Below are 19,253 nucleotides of genomic sequence, written 5' to 3'. Positions count from 1 at the left end.
GAGGTTTTTGAAATGAATGTTTTGATCATTGGCAGCGGTGGCCGCGAACACGCTCTGGCCTGGAAAGTGGCTCAGGATCCGCGCGTGCAGAAGGTTTTTGTCGCGCCGGGCAACGCTGGCACCGCCATTGAAGCCAAGTGCGAAAACGTCGCCATCGACGTGCTGGCCCTTGAGCAACTGGCCGACTTCGCCGAGAAAAACGTTTCCCTGACCATCGTCGGCCCGGAAGTACCACTGGTGGCTGGCGTTGTTGACCTGTTCCGCTCGCGTGGTCTGGACTGCTTCGGTCCGACCGCCGGCGCTGCGCAACTGGAAGGCTCGAAAGCCTTCACCAAGGATTTCCTCGCGCGCCACAAGATTCCGACCGCCGACTACCAGAACTTCACCGAGATCGAGCCGGCTCTGGCTTATCTGCGTGAGAAAGGCGCTCCAATCGTGATCAAGGCCGATGGCCTGGCCGCCGGCAAAGGCGTGATCGTCGCCATGACTTTGGCTGAAGCCGAAGACGCCGTACGCGACATGCTCGCTGGCAACGCTTTCGGTGACGCTGGCTCGCGCGTAGTGATCGAGGAATTCCTCGACGGCGAAGAAGCCTCCTTCATCGTCATGGTCGACGGCAAGAATGTGCTGCCGATGGCCACCAGCCAGGACCACAAACGTGTTGGCGACGGCGACAGCGGCCCGAACACTGGCGGCATGGGTGCTTACTCCCCTGCCCCGGTGGTCACCGCCGACGTGCACAAGCGCGTGATGGATCTGGTGATCTGGCCGACCGTGCGCGGCATGGCTGAAGAAGGCAACGTCTACACCGGTTTCCTCTATGCCGGTCTGATGATCGACAAGGCCGGCAACCCGAAAGTCATCGAGTTCAACTGCCGCTTCGGCGATCCGGAAACCCAACCGGTGATGCTGCGTCTGCAGTCGAGCCTGGTGCTGCTGGTCGAAGCCGCTCTGGCGCAAGCGCTGGACAAGGTTGAAGCGCAGTGGGATCCACGTCCGAGCGTCGGCATCGTGCTGGCCGCTGGCGGTTACCCGGGCGACTACGCCAAAGGCGCCGCGATCAACGGTCTGGATGCCGCTGCCAGCCTGGAAGGCAAAGTCTTCCACGCCGGTACTGCGTTGAAGGACGGTCAGGTCGTTACCGCTGGTGGTCGCGTACTCTGTGCCACTGCAATGGGCGCCAGCGTCGGTGAAGCTCAGCAGCAAGCCTACAAGCTGGCAGCAGCCATCGCCTGGGAAGGCTGCTTCTACCGCAAGGACATTGGCTACCGCGCCATTGCCCGTGAACGTGGCGAAACCCAGGAATAAGCTGTCGATCAAGCCCGGCGAAGGATACCGTTCCTCGCCGGGCTGTTCCGCCGCCGCGCATCGTTATATTCTGGCATCAACCTACGAAGGGATTTCGCCGTGCGCTGGCTCAGGATTGCCATAAGCTTCACCGTCACGATGCTGACCTTGCTCTGCATGCTCCCGGCCCAGGCCGCGCAAGGCAGTGGCTGGTCGGTATTGCTCGACGATCAGGGCAATCTGCAACTGAGCGATATCCGCTCCGCTCGCTACACCAATCAATTCAGCCCCATCGAGCTTGACCGCCTCACCGCGTCCGAGCCCGATGGCGCGTTGTGGCTGCGCTTCAAACTGGCACCGGGCAAACACGAGCAACTGCTGCGCATCTTTGCCCCTGACCTGTCACAGCTCAGTCTTTACGTGCTCGACGGTGACAAGCTGATCGAGCAACGCAATACCGGCACCGATCAGCCACAGGCCGAACGACCGTTGCCGAGCAGCGACTTCATGCTGCCACTGCCACAGAGCGACAAACCCCTCGAGGTCTACCTGCGACTGGTCTCCGACCATCAGTTGCGCCCGCACGTCACCCTGCAATCGGCAGTGATGAGCGCGGCCAACCACAATCAGACGCTGGTCTTCGGTTTGCTGTTCGGCTGTCTCGCCATGCTGCTGTTGCACAATCTTGTGCGCTACGCCTACTCGCGCTCGCGCAGTAGCCTGTGGCTGGCGGTCTGCGAAGGGCTGTTGGGCCTAAGTCTGTTGCTGCTGCTCAACCTCGCCGGCCCCTGGCTGCCGAACTGGCACGCGGTGCAGACGCCGGGCGCCTATCTGGCACTGTTGCTGACCGCCCCAGCCGGGTTGATGTTCGCCTATCGCTTTTTCGCCCCGCTCGGCCCGCACCCGCTGAACAAACTGTTGCTGGGTGACATTCTGTTTATCGTGACCTGCAGCCTGTTGTTGCTGTTCGTCAACACCCTGCCGCTGAACATCATCACTTATGCACTGGTGGCACTGGCCGGCCTGAGCATGCTGTTTGTCGCGTTCTTTCACTGGCAGAAGGGTTATCGTCCGGCGCGTCTGTTCGTCGCGGCGATGGTGGTGTTCAACATCGGCACGTTGATCATTCTTCCTGCCTTGCTGGGGCTGACACTGGTCTCGCCGCAAGGCTTGATCATGACCCTGATGGCGTTTATCTGCATCAGCGGCCTGCTGATGAGCATCGCCCTCGGCGAGCGTCAGCGCAGCATCACCGAAAGCCGTTTCAGCGTCAGCCGCGATCTCGCCGCAAGCAATGCCGAGATCAACGCCAAAGCCGAGTTCCTCGCCAAGATCAGCCACGAAATCCGCACGCCGATGAACGGCGTACTGGGCATGACCGAATTGCTGCTGGGCACGCCGTTGTCGGTCAAGCAACGCGACTATGTGCAAACCATCCACAGCGCCGGCAACGAACTGCTGACGCTGATCAACGAGATCCTCGACATCTCCAAGCTCGAATCCGGGCAGATCGAACTGGACGACGTGCAGTTCGACCTCAATGCCTTGATCGATGACTGCCTGAGCATCTACCGCGCCAAGGCCGAACAACAGAACGTCGAGCTGATCAGCTTTATCCAGCCGCAAGTGCCGCGAGTAATCAGTGGCGACCCGACCCGCCTGCGCCAGACCCTGCTGAGCCTGCTGGAAAATGCCCTGAAGAAAACCGCTGAAGGTGAAGTGCTGATCGTCGTCGCGCTCGACGAACGCAGCAGCAAACCACGCCTGCGCATCGCCGTGCAGGACAGTGGTGCGCCAATGGAGCAGGAGGAACGCGACGCGCTGATGCATGCCGAACTGCACAGCAAACACTTTCTCTCGGCGAATCGCCTGGGCGGCAATCTCGGGCTGGTCATCGCGCGACAACTGATTCGTTTGATGCAGGGCGAATTCGGCATCAAGAGCGGCGCCAATCAGGGCAGCACGCTGTGGCTGACCCTGCCGCTGGACCCGGATCGCCTCGAACATCCGACCTCCGATCTCGACAGCCCGCTACAAGGCGCACGGGTGCTGGTGGTCGACGACAACGACACCTGCCGCAAAGTCCTGGTGCAGCAATGCAGCGCCTGGGGCCTGAATGTCAGCGCCGTGCCTTCAGGCAAGGAAGCCTTGGCCCTGCTGCGGACCAAGGCGCACCTGCGCGATTACTTTGATGTGGTGTTGCTCGATCAGAACATGCCGGGCATGACCGGCATGCAACTCGCGGCCAAGATCAAGGAAGACCCGAGCCTGAACCACGACATCCTGCTGATCATGCTCACTGGCATCAGCAATGCGCCGAGCAAGATCATCGCGCGCAACTCGGGGATCAAACGCATTCTCGCCAAACCGGTGGCCGGCTACACCCTCAAGACCACCCTCGCCGACGAACTCAATCAGCGCAACAAAGGCCAAGTGGTGTTCCAGCCGCAAGTGGTCACCCCGGCCACGGCTGCCAAAGTGCCGAGTGACTTCCGCATCCTCGTCGCCGAAGACAACACGATTTCGACCAAAGTGATTCGCGGCATGCTCGGCAAGCTCAACCTGCAACCGGACACCGCGGCCAATGGCGAAGAAGCCCTGCAAGCGATGAAAGCGCAGCGTTACGACCTGGTGTTGATGGACTGCGAAATGCCGATCCTCGATGGCTTCTCAGCGACCCAGCAATTGCGTGCCTGGGAAGTCAGCAATCAACGCATTCGCACGCCAATCGTGGCGTTGACGGCGCACATTCTCGCCGAGCACAAGGAGCGCGCGCGTCAGGCCGGGATGGATGGGCACATGTCCAAGCCCGTCGAGTTGTCGCAATTGCGCGAGCTGATCGAGCACTGGGTTGCCCAGCGTGATCAGCAGAATCGCACGGCTTCGACCTTCTAAGCGGGTTCGCCGCAGACTGCTCAGATGTCCAGGTCTTCCAGGTATTTCAAGGACTGCGACAGCACGGACTGTTTCACCTTTTCTCGAAAATCAGCGTAATGCAGTGTGTTGAACGTAATGCACGCCATTTGCTCGATGCTTTCATACTCAAGCGATTCATTTTCGATAAACAGGAACCGCGACACATTTCGCTGGATTTTGAACTGCCGGTGATAGATCCCCATGTCGACCTTGTGCGCGCCGTTCATCACACAGGGAATCATCTGAAAGTAACCGACATTGGCGCTAAGGCTTGCGGACTCGAATAACTCGAGCGCCCGTACGTTACGCTCCAGTTCTGCCAAAGCACGATTCATGGGCAAGGTGAATGCATCGCCAAGCGACGCCGAGATACGCTGCACAGCCTTTTGACCCATGGGAGCAGTGCCTGCGGGCGAGAACGTTTGCGGCTTTGGCACATCCCATCCGAGATACTTCAATTGCTTGCAGTAATAGTCAAACCAGTCTGCCGACAACCCGTCTGCGAGGGCCAAGCGGGTAGCTCTTTGCGCAAAAGCGCTACTCATGTAGATGTCTTCTCGGTGTGACGCCGGCAGACCCGAGGCGAAAGAAACAACACTGCCGCCCACCACGGCTGCCGGAGGTGCAAATAGATCTTTCATGGCTGAATCTCCCGGGAAGGATCAACAGCGCAAAGCTCATCGCCCACCGTCAACAGAGCGACATTCGCCGCGATCCGGTCTTTGACCTTCAGGGCGACGCCTTCACGCGCGAGGCGATAAAGATCTTCCGAGAGGTTCGCCTGGGCACAACGCAGAGTAATGACACCCCGCAGATCCGCCCCCCGACCGAGTGTCGCCAATGAATGGCGATCCAGTGCCTGTCGGGTTTGAATGCGGATATACACGCTGCTGAGCAAATCAGGCGTTCGCGCGACGATTACGAGCACGTGCGCACCTTCCGCCGCTTCGGTCGTGCGTTCTACGGATGCATCGCCTGCCTTATACATATGCCGGCGCAACACATCGATTGCGGGATGCGATTCGGGGGCTTTAGCCAATCGAGATATGGCCTCGGCAGTCAGGCGTCCGAGGTCGTCTTCCATTTTGGCCATCGCGGCAACAATCAATGTCGCTGCCGACACCGCACTCTCTGGCCCCAGGTGATTGTCTTCGCGTGTTTTTACAAACCTTAACCAGAAGTTATCGAGAACTTGTGAATAAGCATCATACCAATCGACGCTTGAGTCTTTTGCCACCTGTTTATCTGCCACCAACTGCGCAAATAAAATGCTGTTTATTACATCATCATAATCACCAGGCTTTACTGAACCAGGCACTAACAGGATCGCCCCACCGACGATCAGAACTGAACAATCAGACTCCATATCAATCCCTCCAGAAAAGAGCAGTCGAAACACGACTGCCCTCCCCGACATCGATTAGATGTCGTAGTCGATTTTCTTGGCAATGTGATTCACCAACTTCTGCGAAATAAAATCGCGAGTAGCAGCCGCGAGAGTTTCATTTTTCTCAAATACAGTTTCGCCGCGATACAGATCGACATTACGAATATCGACATCGACGAACAGAACCTTGGTAGATGTATTCCTGCGGGTAAACCGTACTGCACCAATGGCAAATACTGTCGCACCGTTTACTTCAGTACATGCACCAGCCGTTACACCGCCAACACCATTTTGCAGCACGTTGCGTTCGTATACAGTCAGCGCGGTATCGCGTTTTTGCAGGGCGGCAATGGCGTCACCGGCCACTTTCAGCATCAGCGCGGTGGCAGGCCCCGGCACAGCGATGCCGGCAATCACCGAACCGAGAATTTCCAGCACCAGCTTGTCCATGCGAACACTGGTGCCGCTGACTTGCAGGTCGCTGTAGAACTTGCTGATTGGCGCCCAGCCAGAATTGGTCATGACTTCACGAAAGAGCATGTACCATTCTTTGCCCTGGTGCTCCAGTGGATAACTTTTGTTTGCTACCAGCGAAGCGTAAAGAAACGCGTTCTGTGCATCTGTTCGATTAACACCGGAAAGACCGCCACTGAAAGAAATAATGCCTTCACCGACCACGGAACCTTTGGTAGGCGCCTCGATTTCATCGCCAGGCATCACCAGATTACGCGGACGAATAACCAGTTCATCGCCCAGATCATACTCTTGAATACTTTTAACACAGGCGTCAATGTAACGCTGACTAACAACTTGATTATTCATTATTGATTCCTTGATAAGCATAAAACAAGTTCCTCATGAACTTGCTGAAAGAACAATACTCAAGCCACTCAACACTGACAAACTTAAACATGTAACACCATATCCAATACACAAAAAAGAATACCAAGCAAAACAACTCAACCAACCATAAACTTCACAAACACCAAACATTGCATCACGACGCACACAGGCAATAGAGCAACTGATAGACTCCGCCCCATCTACTCTGGATGCGAGCCGAAACCATGCTCCACGTGTTGTTCAGCGTTTACCTGAAGATGCTGGTGCTCTACAGCCCGTTCTTCGTGCTGTCCTGTTTTATCAGTCTGACCCGCGGTTACTCGCGCAAAGAGCAACGGCGTCTGGCCTGGAAAGTAGCGGTGGCCACGCTGGTCTCCAGCGTCTTGCTGTATCTGTTCGGGCGAGTGATTTTCGATGTGTTCGGCATCACCGTAGATGCATTTCGCATCGGCGCCGGCAGTGTGCTGTTCATTTCGGCGCTGGGCATGGCACAGGGCAAACCGGCGGTGCAGGCCGACAACGTGCAGCAGGACGTCACCATTGTGCCGCTGACCATTCCGCTGACCGTTGGCCCGGGCACTATCGGCGCCTTGCTGGTGATGGGCGTCAGCCAGCCGCACTGGGACGACAAGCTCACCGCAATCATGAGTATTGCACTGGCCAGTTTTACCGTGGGTGTGGTGCTGTATCTGTCGAATCGTATCGAGCGGATTCTGGGGGATCAGGGGTTGCAGATCGTCAGTCGTTTGATGGGATTGTTTGTCTGCGCACTGGCCGCGCAGATCATTTTTACCGGGGTTAAAGGCTATCTGGTGCCCTGACGCCAGCCCGGACGCGCCCACCGAAATAAAACGCCGCGAACGACAATGTTCGCGGCGTTTTATTTTTCAGACCAATTTACCGGTCAGGGCAAATGTTCAGCCACCACCGCCAGACTGGCAATTACCTCATTGCCCTGCACGCTCGCGAAGGCCTTCAACCATTGTTCGAGTGCGCACACGTACTCACGGCCAGCGATTTTGACAGCCAGTTCGCATGCCCCCTGCTCCTCGATCCCGCGAACGATCAGACTGTGACCATTGTCCGGATCGGCGAGTACCAGATGGCTATCGACCCGTGACATCAGCCAGTGCCCACACTCGGGCATATCCAGCACCAACAAGCCCGGTTCCGTCACCTGGTCCCCGGACGGGCGCCGCCCATCGACTACGATGCAATCCAGTCGCTGCCAGGTTGCGGTCGATATTCGATAACCCTCTGTGCGCGAACCGAAGCTCAGAATCAGCCTTTCGACATTGTCAGGAAGCAATGGCTGCACCTCGGCGAGGTCATCACTCACCTCCAGCACCATGACCTCCTCGTCACGGAAGGCGTAGCTGTCCGGCAACCAGACGCCATCGGTCGGTCCGGCGCTGAAGATCAATGGGTCGATAGGGTCGAACAGCAGCGGATTGGCCCCGTCGCGCGTACCGAGGAACGTCGCCCATTTTCCGTCGTCCCGTGCGGACACATCGAATAGTCGATCAAGCTTCGGAACATAGTATTGGTAACGATTGCCGGTGTTTTCGACGGGGATAAACGCGGCATGGGCTTGCCCCTTCAGCCGCTGCTTCAAACGCTCCCGCAACTGCGCAGGTGTCTGGCCAGGGACGTATGACCAACGGTTTTCCATGCCGACAATTCGCGCCGGTTGGTGATCTTGCAGGTGCAGCGTCACACCTTCGCGGGTACGCGCCAGCAGCCCGTCACCATGCGGCAGCACTTCACAAAACGCCCACGATGACCAGACTCGCTCGGCCTGCGGCAACGCTTGGCGATGCAGTAAGACGCTGCCGTTGCCGAACGCCGTGCGCATCTGCTCGAGGGAGACCAGTGTCTGCCGCCACAGCTGCCCGGAAGAACCATCAAGCAGCCAAACCGCCTGCCGGTCGGGCGTCAGCCCCAGCAACACAAGCTCGTGATTACCCATTGCGTCCATCAGCACAAGTTTTTCGTCAATACACCATACGGGCAGAAGCGTCTGACCCACTTGCGCACGCAGGCCGATGATCGCAAACGCGGCGCGGCTGTACTCCTTGGCAAGCGCCGGTAATGCCGTCAGCCAATCGGGGTTTTGTTGCAGCCAACGCTGACCGAGGCCGACAAACTTCAGAACATCTCTATCAAGCTCGGACAGCCAGTTGTCATCCTTGGCGCCGAGGTCGAGTTCGAACAGTCGCCCGTCACTCTGAGTGGCCAGGAAGCTTTCGCCAACCCGCGTAACGTCAATCACATTTTTCGCAAGCGCCTTGTGCCATGGCACGTCGTCACGCAGCTCGATGCCATGGCTGAGCATTTGACTTTGCCGGCTGTAAAACAGCAGCGCAGCGGCGGGATCAGAGGATCGAGGCATCAGCATCACCGTGTCCGCATCACTGTCGGCGCCAGCCCGGAAATACCTGTCGTGATGCGCGGCAATCCATGCCCGCTCAAGCAATTGATCGAAGGACCAGGCACGGGCGTGAATGTACGGCGCGTAGGTCCAGGTGCTGATGGACGAAGCCATGCCGGGTGTCTCGTCTGCGTAGGGACGAGGCTGTTTCTGGCGATGGCGGAAAAACGCGACTCTCGTGCCCTCCTCGGGCTTGAGGAAAGAGTTTTCCAGACCGGGCGACCACATATGGATGTCTGTCAGCGTCACTTCGCGGTCGGTCAGATGAAACTCCAACGTCGTGCGCACATTCATGGACTTTTGTTCTACCAACTGCTGCGAAACTCGCAGAGTGCCATCCGCCAGTTGCGCGAAAGCGCTGATTTTCGTACCGGGTTCCACACTCAGTAACCGATAACGATGCACGACCAGGCCGGTGATCACATCGACGCGCCAGACCGTGGCATGGTTGGGATGATAAAACCACGCATGGGCAGCGTTGGCGGCACCCAGCATCAGGCCGTCGTTGACCTCGCGCGGCAGATTGCGCGCGTACAACAAGCGTTTTTGAGCGACATCGTAAAAGGCTGTTGTGCGCACAGCGTCACTGGCCGGGGTGAACGGAACCTTGAACCGGTGAACCGTGACGTAACCAGTGCCCAGGCGCCCCTCATGGTCTCGCTGGCGCAGGTGGGCGAGGACATCACGCGGACTGCTTTTAACTTCGTCGAGGGTGATGGACACCAGGTGCAGCGCATTGCGTTGCCAGTCCAGTTGAAACAACTCTCCCCCGACCAGTTCGACCAACCCCTCGAACGCCGACAGCACGATACCGTCGACCGTTAGTTGACGCCCCGCCAGATGCACCCGTTCGGCATCGTCATCCCTCGTTGCTACGTCGTCGAAGCTGACCTGCTCGATGCCGGCCCAAGGGGCATGCACCAGCCATTGGGTCGCGCCATTGAATTGCACGATTTTCAGTCCCGGCGTCAGACGAAGCTGGCAGCGTTCTGACGTGGCGCTGATTTCGTAGGACAGCTTTTGCTGGCACTCCACCGGCAAGGTTGGTACCACTAATTGGCGTACATGTTCGTCCAGTTGCACGCTGATCGTTGTGGGTTGGTAGACCGGATGCAGCTTGTAGAGGATGTGTTTCAAAGACGGTGTGCTGTGCAGATAAAAACGCCGGTTACCCTGCTGATCGTATTCCAGCTTGTCCGCTGCACTGTTGCGCAATTGCGGATAGCGCGTGTGGATGCGCTTATCCAGATGGGTCGTCAGCGTATCGCCCAATGCCGAGAGCGGATTGAAAAACGAGTACCAGTGTGGCTCAGGCATTTCACTGGCGTTGCGCGGCTCGACCTGCTCTTCCGGCAGTGGCTCGTACACATAACCCGCGCCTCCCAGTTGATATTCGTAGCCGTAATAGCAGAGCGGTGTGCAGGGCAACACCACGGTATGCAGTGCCGCAACCCCTTGGTTGTTCAGCGTTGTGCTCTCGGGGAGACCAAAGGCCTGCCGGATATTGAGGGAATGGTGGATCTGCTTCGGGTCATCATTGTATTGCGGCAACTCAAGTGCGCCGCCGCCCCATGGATAAAAGCGCTGGCTGTCAAAGCGAACCCGTCTGTCCTGCAGATCCAGGTGGGTGATCACCGCTTCTGGCGGGAACTGCAATACACCCTCTGCGACAGAGAACGCACCCGGTTTGTAAGCGTTGTGGATGGCACGCAAATGATTGCCCACCGCGGTTGCCTTGTCGGCAATCTGCCCAAGGTTGCTGGCGATGGCAGTGGCTCCGATGCCGATACCGAGCAACGGCACAGACAGAAAAGCCGCCGCTGCTCCCACCGTTCCGCCTGCCGCCAATGCCACGACATCCAGCCCCAACGCCACTGTGTTGAACGCCAGAGACGTGGAGAACCGCGAGCGCTGCTCGTGATTTTGCGCCAGGGAAAGGTTGTGAATATCGAAGCCGATGTTGACCAGCGAAAACGCAAACCCAACGCCGCTTGCCCCGCGACCGAGCACACGGCCGGACAACGACGACTGGCGCAAGACCAGCGCCTGTTCACTGGCCACCACTTGCCGTACCAGGTTGATCATCTGTGCGGTATCGCTGAGCACACCAAAACCCAACTGCGCATAGCTGACGTAAACCTGAATCTGCAACGCAATCGACAAGGCTGGCAACTGATCACCGGCCTGGTATTCACGATGGCGCATCTCGCTGACCAGCGTCTGAATCGCAAAGGCGAAACTCAAGCGACTGCCTCCATCCGCCTCGGCCGGACCACTCGGTTTGCCTGCCTTCACGCTCTGATGCAGATGTTGCTTGAGCTGAGTGAAACGTGGGTCGGCCGTGCTCACTGTTCGTACTTGATGCGGATGCTGCGCATCGACCAACGTCAGCGAAAAGCCGCCGTCCGCCTGAGGTTTGACTGTTTCCAGCAAGGGCAGATATTCACGCCCCAACGAGTACTCACTGCGCAATTGCTGCATGGCCTGAGCAAACGCCTGCGCCCAGTAGCGCGCATCCACTTGCGCCAGGCTGGCACCCATCCGCGCGTTTGCGCTGAACGAACGCTGGCGCGCCACGGCCTGTTTTGCCCAGACAGGAACACTGCGTGAATCACTGGAAGGAATGCGTAAAAAACTGTCCAGGGGCAAACCCGTCGATAGCTTGCGGGTCGCCATCGCTTCGGTCTTCAACTCGATCACGTTGAATCGCGCCCCGGCCATCTCGCCCAGGCCGTAGAGCCTGGCCAGTGCACTGTCTCCGGCGCTCAGATAACGCTCAACGCCAAGTTTCACCTGCGCGCCTTCGGCGAACGCATAAATGGCAAAGTTCGGGTCGTAGAATCGATAGACGAATTGGCCTCCTGTCTGCACTTTGGCCATCAGCAAGGCGTGATCACCGGTGTCGAGCAACAGGACGGTGGCCGTAGTTTTCGCCTCCAGCGTCTGAATGACCGAGTCCAGACTCTGCAAGCCGCGGGGCTCACCAATAGCACTGGTGGGCAAGGCCCGCAGTTCACTCAACGCACTGAGCAATGCCTGTGAACTCGGTTCCTGATGGTTGACGTTGGCCGTGGCAACATGCCCCACGAGTGTCCGTTCGGCCGACTCGCCGGCAGCCACCGCTGCGCCCATCAGCAACGCCAGCGGATAACACCGACGCCCCGGATCACTGGGCGTGTGCATCAGCAAATCCTGCGACAGCTGCCGCGCCGAGGTCGCGCCGGCCTCGAAGAATATCTCGCGCACCTGCGCGCTGCGCTGGAGATTCCGCGAGCGGAACTCGCCTTGCGCCGTGCGAGTGATCTGCCCGATACGTTCGCCCCATTGGCGCAAGGTCAGGGGTTCAAACAGTGCCTGAACCTTGAGTTCGCGGGCTGTCAGGACGTCATGCACTTGTCCACGCGCCAGCCCGGCCTCGAAGTCGCGCGACTGCCGCTGGCGCAGGGCTCTTTCAAGCGCATCATAACGAGCGAAAGTACCGTCGCCGTCAGTGTCGACAGCGAGGTCGCGCACGGTATGCCAGACACTGGCAAAACTGGCGTCGTCCAGACTTGTCGCGCCGAAAATCCCCCCGAGCATGACGCGCACTAACGGGCTGAGTTGTTCCAGCGGCAGGGAATCATGGGCAATGCGGCTGAGCAGTTCATTGAGGTTGCTTGAGGATTCGGCACCATGGGAAACGGGCAGTTCGCGCACCGGTTGCGCAAGGATCAACTGACGACTATCGAAGCCGATGGAAAAGGCTTTGGTGAAGCTGATGTCACCGCTGAGCTTGTCCCTCATGGCTCGCACAAAGGGTTCGCCCAGATCATCCATCCATTGTTGCAGGACCGACGTCAGCAGCACCGGTTTACCGCCCACCACAGGCCAGCCTTGTTTGAACGTCAGCGTCTGTTGCGGCTGAAGCAGATCCGCCAGTTGCCCGGTGTAACGTGATTTGAGTTTGCCGGCTCTCCACTTTTCCTGCTCTTTGGCCAGCCATTGCTCGGCGTCGTCATTGACCGTCCAACCGGAGATCGCCTCTTCCTCGGTCTGTACGTTGTAACCCTCGGCCAGGCGCAAGCGCTCCTGAACCGTAACCTCGTTGTGCGGCAGGAGGTGAGTCTCGATATAATTTTTCATCCCGGTCACCGCTGCACCGGGTCCGGTAAGCGCAATGGTGCCGCGCGCTCCGACGCGAATACCATCACGGTAGTAACTTAAAATCGCCTCGCTCAACTTACCCAGAAAATCCTGCAGCGTGCGCGTCAGTTGCCCCTGCTCGATTTTCTCGTTCATGACGTTTTCTATTACGTCGAGCAATCGTTCAGTCTGTGACCAGTCTACCGACGAAGCGATGGCCACCTGTTCAACCGCCTGGAGGCAGTCATAGTTGAATCGGATCAACTGCATGACCGCGAGCGTCATTTCGCTTTGCGGCTGTGCCAACAGATAAGCGTTCATCTCTCTGCTGAATTGCGCGCCCATACGCAGACCATGTCGCGGGCTGTGGACTTCACGCGGTGCGACAAATATATGCTCGATACCGGGTTTGCTGCGGGCGAAGACCAGCAGAGCCTCCCGTTGTGCGGCAGGCAAAGTCTCCGTGTGATCGGCGTAGCGCAGACGATCGCGACCGGGCATCAACGTTTGATCATGATTGAGCAGAAGCTGCAACACCCCCAGCCGTTGCTCGTCACTGAACCCGCTGATGTCGACACCGCCCAGTCTGTCAGCCAGCGGCGGCAAGTAATCCATGTCACTGTAACGCCCGCCTTCGGCATATTCGGCCTGCAAGCGAACAACATCGCTTGCCGCCGCAAAATTACCGCGCATTGACACTTCGCGCTGATAGACATCTTGTAAAAAGTGCCCGGCGAACTCCCGGCGAACATCACGCAACTGCAAGTCACTGCCAGCCATTTGCTGATGGGTTTGCAAACAGTTCTGACGAAAGGCTTCCAAGGTCGCGCGGTCCTTGCCATAGGCGCGCACCATCAGGTCGATCCGGGCCTGATCAGCCTTCCCTTGCCATTGCGGTTGTTGCAGATATTCAAACATCTCGCGCTTCAATACACGCGCGCGATCTTCGATCATCTTTGAAAGTTCACCGGCGTTGGTCACTGTGTCCCCGCCAGACTCCATCGCGTCAATTCTGGCACTGTCGGATATGACCCGATTCATCTCGAAAGCCAGCAACGCATCGCTGTCGTACCAGAGATTGAACTGGTAATTCTCGGCAGCCAGCACCTGACGCCAGATATTCATGTAATCGCGCTGGATACTGCCGACTTCACTGCCACCCACCCAGACAAAATGCATGATTGCGGGTACCGGGTTGGACATGTCGCTGAGCATGTTCAGCGTGCCCGTCAAGCGGGCGGCGTGATCGCGCAATTTGTCTGCGACGTTATCGATCAACGTCATCGCGGGCGCTGAGTTACGCTTTGACAAGCGCTCAAAGTTTTCAAGAAAGAGTGTTACAACTTGCAGCTTTTCAGAGAGGTTGGTGGCCTGCCCAGCCTTCTCGTAAAGCGCCACCAACATTGCATATTCGGCAGAATCGGAGAACGCCTTGAATGCTCGCTTTAGTGCGGAGTATTCATCGACCGAAATAAAATCAAACTCGTCAACATATTGCTCCATGACACCCATCAGACTTCATCCTGTATTCATTGAGAGAATCCTGGACGAAGCTAGTCTGCCAGCGAGGCAACTTCAAAAAGCACCAAACTCAAATAATTTCCCGAGAAACATCGAACAACAGACAAGTTGATTACGCGCATGATCCGGTAACAAACAGATGCATGACCAGTCGTTCAATAAACAAACGAAGCGGTGCTCCCAACGGATATACCGCCCAGCTTTAAACTTTATCGTCTGATAATGAATTTCGACTGGATGTCACACCGAGGCAACTTATTTACAACTTGCCTCGGCACGGCGCTCAGGAAAGCGGTTTTTCGCCATACCAGCGCGGCGTATAAACCCAATCACCACCGCTGGCACGGGGAAAGGTGCATGTGGTGGACGAACCAATCAGCACCATGGTGCGCATATCCACCTGCTCAGGGGTCAACGCGCCCAGTGTCGTGGTGCGCAGAGTCTGGCCGGGACGGCCGATGTCGCGGCCCAACACCACGGGTGTTTGCGGCGTGCGATGCTGCGCGACAATCTCCAGCGCCCGACCCAGTTGCCACGGACGTGCACGGGAGATCGGGTTGTAAAACGCCAACGCGAGATCCGCTTCGGCGGCCAGATCCAGACGCTTTTCGATGATCGACCACGGTTTGAGGTTGTCCGACAGCGACATCACGCAGAAGTCATGGCCCAGCGGTGCTCCGGCCTGCGCGGCGGTGGCCAGCGAAGCGGAAACGCCCGGAAGGATTTCCAGGTCGACACTGTGCCACGCCGGGTCAGCCGACTCGTGCAACGCTTCGAGTACTGCTGCGGCCATGGCGAACACGCCCGGATCGCCCGAGGACACGACAATCACCGAGCGCCCCTCGGCCGCCAGCCTGAAGGCGTGACGCGCGCGCTGCATCTCCTCGCGGTTGTCGGTGCAGTGCTGCACTTGATCGTCGCGAAACGGCCCGGCCATGCGTACGTAGGTTTCGTAGCCGAGCACATCGGTGGCGCGAGCCAGTTCGGCTTTGACTGCCGGCACCATCAGTTCGGCGGCGCCGGGGCCGAGGCCGATCACGGCGAGACGGCCGCGTGGCCGGCCAATGCTGGAAACATCCAACGGCTGCTCGGCAACCGCTATTGCCATGCCGTGGCTGACCACGACTGTAGCCTCAGGCACTGCGGCACGTGCCAGAGTTTCGATATCGCTTTGCGCCGTAACGAAGCGCAGCGGCACTCCCAGCTCAAGCGCAGCTTCACGCAAAAGTGGCGAAGCCATTTGCGTTTCGCTGGCCAACAGACAGGCCAACGATTGCACGGCGATTTTTGCTTGCTGCAACGCGCTGCGAACGGCATTCGCCAGATCTGCTGCTTCAGCACTCACTGCCACCGCCACGCTGCGTGGATAGATCATTAACTCACTGGCACTCGCTTCACGCCTGGCACTGCCGACATGAATAGAACGCTGCGCCTGCGGATCTTCCGGCAATTGCGCTTGATCCAGCCACGGCGCAGCGCCTTCGATGCGCACGCTGTGGCCGGCCAACAAATCGGAGACAAAACGCTTGCCCAGTTCCAGATCGCCCAGTGCGTAACCACTCGGCGGATTGAGCAGGCAGGTGCCAAAACGCAACTCGCCGCTGGTGGTGATCGCGGCGGCGACTTGCAGCCCGGCAGCGATGTCCCGCGCCATGACATTCACCCCGCCGAGGCCACCCAACAGCGGCACCACGGCGCTGCCGTCTTCGGCTACGGCGAGCACTGCCGGTTCGGCGCCCTTTTCCAGCAACAGCGGCGCCAGCGTGCGGATGACGATGCCGGCCGCGCACAGAGCAATGATCGGCGTGTCCTGCTGATACAGCGCGCGCAGGGTCGCGCCGAACTCCTGATAGGTGCAATCGGCACCTTCGACGCGCCCGGCGAGGCCGTGGATCTGCGCCGCCGGGTACACCTGCTGAATGCGCCGTGCGGTGGCCAGGCTGCCCTGACCGAGAATAACGATGGCTGGCGTGGATTGAGTCATCAGCCTTGCCACCGTTCGCCCGGCACGATGATCAGCGAGAAGTACGGCGACGACATCGGCTCGACCTGATCCATTGGCACGATCTTCTGATTGGCCATGGTTGCGCGCTCGACGTACAGCGCACGTTCGGCCAGACCGAGTTCTTCCAGCACCTGCCGCACTTTCGGGAAATTGCGCCCCAGCTTCATGATCACCGCCGCGTCGGCGTCGGCCAGTCGGCGTTTCAATTCTTCATGAGGCAACACGCCGGAGAGCACCGACAGGCTCTGATTGCGATACACCAGCGGCGCGCCGAGCACCGAAGCGCCGCCCAGCATCGAACAAACGCCGGGCACCACTTGGGCTTCATAACGGGTGGCGAGGCGATCGTGCAGATACATGTAGGAACCGTAGAAGAACGGATCACCTTCACAGATCACCGCGACATCGCGACCGGCATCCAGATGGGCCGCGACGGTTTCGGCAGCCTCATCGTAGAAATCGCTGATCACTTGTTCGTAAGACAATGGCGCCGGCAGCACTTCGGTGGTCACCGGGTACACCAGCGGCAGCAGATTCTGTGCGTCTTGCAGGTGCGCTTCGATGATGCCGAACGCGTTGCCCTTTTTGCCCTTGGCGACGAAGTACGCCACCACCGGCGACTCGCGCAGCAGGCGCAGGGCTTTGACAGTAATCAGTTCCGGATCACCCGGACCGACGCCCAGGCCAATCAAACGTCCTTTGGCCTGCATCATTCGATCTCCGTGGCGAGGGCGTTAACGGCGGCGGCGGCCATGGCGCTGCCACCGAGGCGACCTTGCATGATCACGAACGGCACGCCACGGCTGTCGGCAGCCAGCGCGGCTTTCGATTCGGCGGCGCCGACGAAACCGACCGGGAAGCCCAGAATCAACGCCGGTTTCGGTGCACCGGCATCCAGCATTTCCAGCAGATAGAACAGTGCGGTCGGCGCGTTGCCGATCACCACGACACTGCCTTCCAGGTGCGGACGCCACAGTTCCAGCGCGGCGGCGGAACGGGTGTTGCCCAGTTCACGGGCCAGATCCGGCACGCTCTCGTCACGCAAGGTGCAGATCACTTCATTGTTGGCCGGCAGGCGTGCACGGGTCACACCTTCGGAGACCATCCGCGCATCGCAGAGGATCGGCGCACCGGCGGCCAGCGCATCGCGCCCGGCCCTGCCCGCGCCTTCGGAGAATTGCAGACCGTCGACGGCCTCGACCATGCCGCAGGCGTGGATCACCCGCACCGCGAGTTTTTCCAGATCGGCCGGGATGCGCGCCAGATTGGCCTCGCTGCGAATGATCGCGAAGGAGTTGCGATAAATCTCCTGACCATCGCGGATGTAATCAAGCATCAAGGGGGCTCCGAGCGCGGGCGGCGAGCAGTGTCGCGACCGCTTCAATAGTAAGGTTGCGTGCGTGCAGCGCGCCGAAACCCGGCAGCGTCGCATCGCGAAAATAGAGGTCGTAATGACCGGGATTGACGGCCAGCAACGTCACCGGGGCACAGTGCGCGGCAGCGCAGGAGCGCGGGCAGCCGCTGAGGTGGACGTTGAGGGCCGAGGGCAGCAAGGTCGCCAGATGGCGGGCGTCCTGCTTGGTGTCGGCCAGGCCTTTGCCACAGCCATTGGAGCCGGTGCAGGCGATCAGATGAGCCAGCGGTTCGCTGGCCCGGGTCAATAGCTTCGCCTGTTCGAGTGCCTCAAGCACCACCGCGGCATCGGCCGCTTTGACATTCGGCAGCAACAGGCTTTGCCATGGCGTGAAACGCAGGCTGCCGTCACCGTACTGGCGAGCCAGTTGCGTAGCCGCGCGCAACATCGCCGGATCAAGACGCCCGAGTGGCGGCACGGCGCCGATGAACACCCGTCCCGAGATATGTTGCGAATGAACGCCGATGTGCAAATCCTGCGCAACGGCGGTGCGCTGCCACTGGCTGACCGACTTGATCGGCACGCGCATTCGCAGGGCGTCGAGAAAGGCCAGCATCGGCAGTTCATCGAGCAAATGGCGCATCCGCGTTTGTTCAGGGCGGGCCAGTTGCAGGAACAACTCCAGCACCGCAACCACCAGCGCATGGCCGTTTTCCGTCGTCACGGCACCGACGGCACGACCCGTCGGGCATCCGGCCAGACCGAACGCCCACAATTTTTCCCCGTCGCACTCAAACGCCGACAACCACAGATCATGTGGATGTTCGAGCATCGCCAGCGCTTCGCCGCCATCGAGCTGCACGGCGAACTTGGCGCTCAACTCATGAAAGCGTGGATGGCTTTGCAAGGTGTCGAGGATCTGCTCGGCCAGTGCGCGGGTGTCGACGCACATCTGCCGGTCGATGCCGGCGGTGGGGCTGAGCATCAGGTTGCGCACATCGTCACCGGCGGCGGTGCGCGGGCCGAGACCGGCGGCGAGCAAGCGCTCGATCAGTGCCGCAGATTGCTGGCCGATCCCACGGATTTGCAGATTGGCGCGGTTGGTCGCCTCGATAGCCCCGCCGAACTGTTCGGCAACTTCGGCCACCGTGTCGGCCTGATCGGCGCTGATCGAACCGCCATTGAGCTTGATCCGGCAGATGCCGCCGTCCAGTGCCTGGACGATACGCAGCAACCCCGGACAGGCCGAGGGGCGTAAGGCGGTGAACATCGGGCGTTCGTTCAAGGGTCTGACCGGCTGCGTGGCAAAGGCGCTTCGCGAGCGAAGGCGCGGTATTATGCCTGCTTTGTCCGTCGGCATGAAAAGTCTGCCCGTCGGAACGGCGTG

11 protein-coding genes are annotated in these 19,253 nt (G+C 59.2%); 3 read left to right on the top strand and 8 right to left on the bottom strand.

All coding sequences use genetic code 11. From position 1 onward, the window contains the following. Positions 1–12 precede the first annotated feature (12 nt). Together purD and ACRRSD_RS18490 are read left to right on the top strand one after the other, a co-directional pair. The gene (purD, locus tag ACRRSD_RS18495; RefSeq protein ID WP_435034592.1) at positions 13–1,308 is read left to right on the top strand and encodes a phosphoribosylamine--glycine ligase; all 1,296 of its coding nucleotides are present in this window, start codon (positions 13–15) and stop codon (positions 1,306–1,308) included. A 99-nt stretch (positions 1,309–1,407) separates the two neighbouring features. Beyond that, the gene (locus tag ACRRSD_RS18490; RefSeq protein ID WP_435034591.1) at positions 1,408–4,182 is read left to right on the top strand and encodes a response regulator; all 2,775 of its coding nucleotides are present in this window, start codon (positions 1,408–1,410) and stop codon (positions 4,180–4,182) included. 20 nt (positions 4,183–4,202) lie between these two features. Here the strand turns inward: ACRRSD_RS18490 and ACRRSD_RS18485 are convergent, their stop codons facing one another. Genes ACRRSD_RS18485 through ACRRSD_RS18475 form a run of 3 tightly spaced genes read right to left on the bottom strand, consistent with a single transcriptional unit; the run spans position 4,203 to position 6,412 of the window. Then, on the bottom strand, positions 4,203–4,844 hold the full coding sequence (locus ACRRSD_RS18485; RefSeq protein ID WP_435034590.1) for a hypothetical protein: 642 nt from the start codon (positions 4,842–4,844) through the stop codon (positions 4,203–4,205). After that, a complete protein-coding gene (locus ACRRSD_RS18480) occupies positions 4,841–5,602 on the bottom strand; it encodes a hypothetical protein (RefSeq protein WP_435034588.1) in 762 nt (253 codons plus the stop codon). The genes ACRRSD_RS18485 and ACRRSD_RS18480 overlap by 4 nt, the downstream gene beginning before the upstream one ends. A gap of 21 nt (positions 5,603–5,623) precedes the next feature. Next, the gene (locus ACRRSD_RS18475) at positions 5,624–6,412 is read right to left on the bottom strand and encodes a hypothetical protein (protein WP_435034586.1); all 789 of its coding nucleotides are present in this window, start codon (positions 6,410–6,412) and stop codon (positions 5,624–5,626) included. Between the two features lie 245 nt (positions 6,413–6,657). On the opposite strand from ACRRSD_RS18475, the gene ACRRSD_RS18470 reads away from it, so the two are divergent. Beyond that, positions 6,658–7,254 carry a MarC family protein gene (locus tag ACRRSD_RS18470; RefSeq protein WP_025111770.1) on the top strand — a complete coding sequence of 199 codons (597 nt, stop codon included), beginning with the start codon at positions 6,658–6,660 and terminating at the stop codon, positions 7,252–7,254. A gap of 83 nt (positions 7,255–7,337) precedes the next feature. Here ACRRSD_RS18470 and ACRRSD_RS18465 read toward each other — a convergent pair whose 3' ends face one another. From ACRRSD_RS18465 to cobG, 5 genes are all read right to left on the bottom strand, one after another. Then, positions 7,338–14,270: a TcdA/TcdB pore-forming domain-containing protein gene (locus tag ACRRSD_RS18465; protein WP_435034585.1), complete on the bottom strand. Its 6,933-nt coding sequence runs from the start codon at positions 14,268–14,270 to the stop codon at positions 7,338–7,340. Between the two features lie 520 nt (positions 14,271–14,790). Continuing rightward, the gene (gene cobJ / locus ACRRSD_RS18460; RefSeq protein ID WP_435034583.1) at positions 14,791–16,491 is read right to left on the bottom strand and encodes a precorrin-3B C(17)-methyltransferase; all 1,701 of its coding nucleotides are present in this window, start codon (positions 16,489–16,491) and stop codon (positions 14,791–14,793) included. Then, positions 16,491–17,225, bottom strand: coding sequence for a precorrin-2 C(20)-methyltransferase (locus ACRRSD_RS18455; RefSeq protein WP_371925612.1), 735 nt, complete (start codon positions 17,223–17,225; stop codon positions 16,491–16,493). The genes cobJ and ACRRSD_RS18455 overlap by 1 nt, the downstream gene beginning before the upstream one ends. After that, complete coding sequence (locus tag ACRRSD_RS18450) at positions 17,222–17,848, bottom strand: precorrin-8X methylmutase (RefSeq protein ID WP_435034580.1); 627 nt, start codon at positions 17,846–17,848, stop codon at positions 17,222–17,224. Before ACRRSD_RS18450 ends, ACRRSD_RS18455 begins: the two co-directional genes overlap by 4 nt. Then, entirely contained in the window at positions 17,841–19,136 is a 1,296-nt protein-coding gene (gene cobG / locus ACRRSD_RS18445; protein ID WP_435034578.1) for a precorrin-3B synthase, read from the bottom strand. Before cobG ends, ACRRSD_RS18450 begins: the two co-directional genes overlap by 8 nt. Positions 19,137–19,253 lie beyond the last annotated feature (117 nt).

Origin of the sequence: Pseudomonas neuropathica (assembly GCF_051174785.1) — a bacterium.
GTDB lineage: Bacteria > Pseudomonadota > Gammaproteobacteria > Pseudomonadales > Pseudomonadaceae > Aquipseudomonas > Aquipseudomonas neuropathica_A.
Note: the sequence above shows the minus strand (reverse complement) of the source record. Positions and strands in the feature narration are given on the sequence as shown.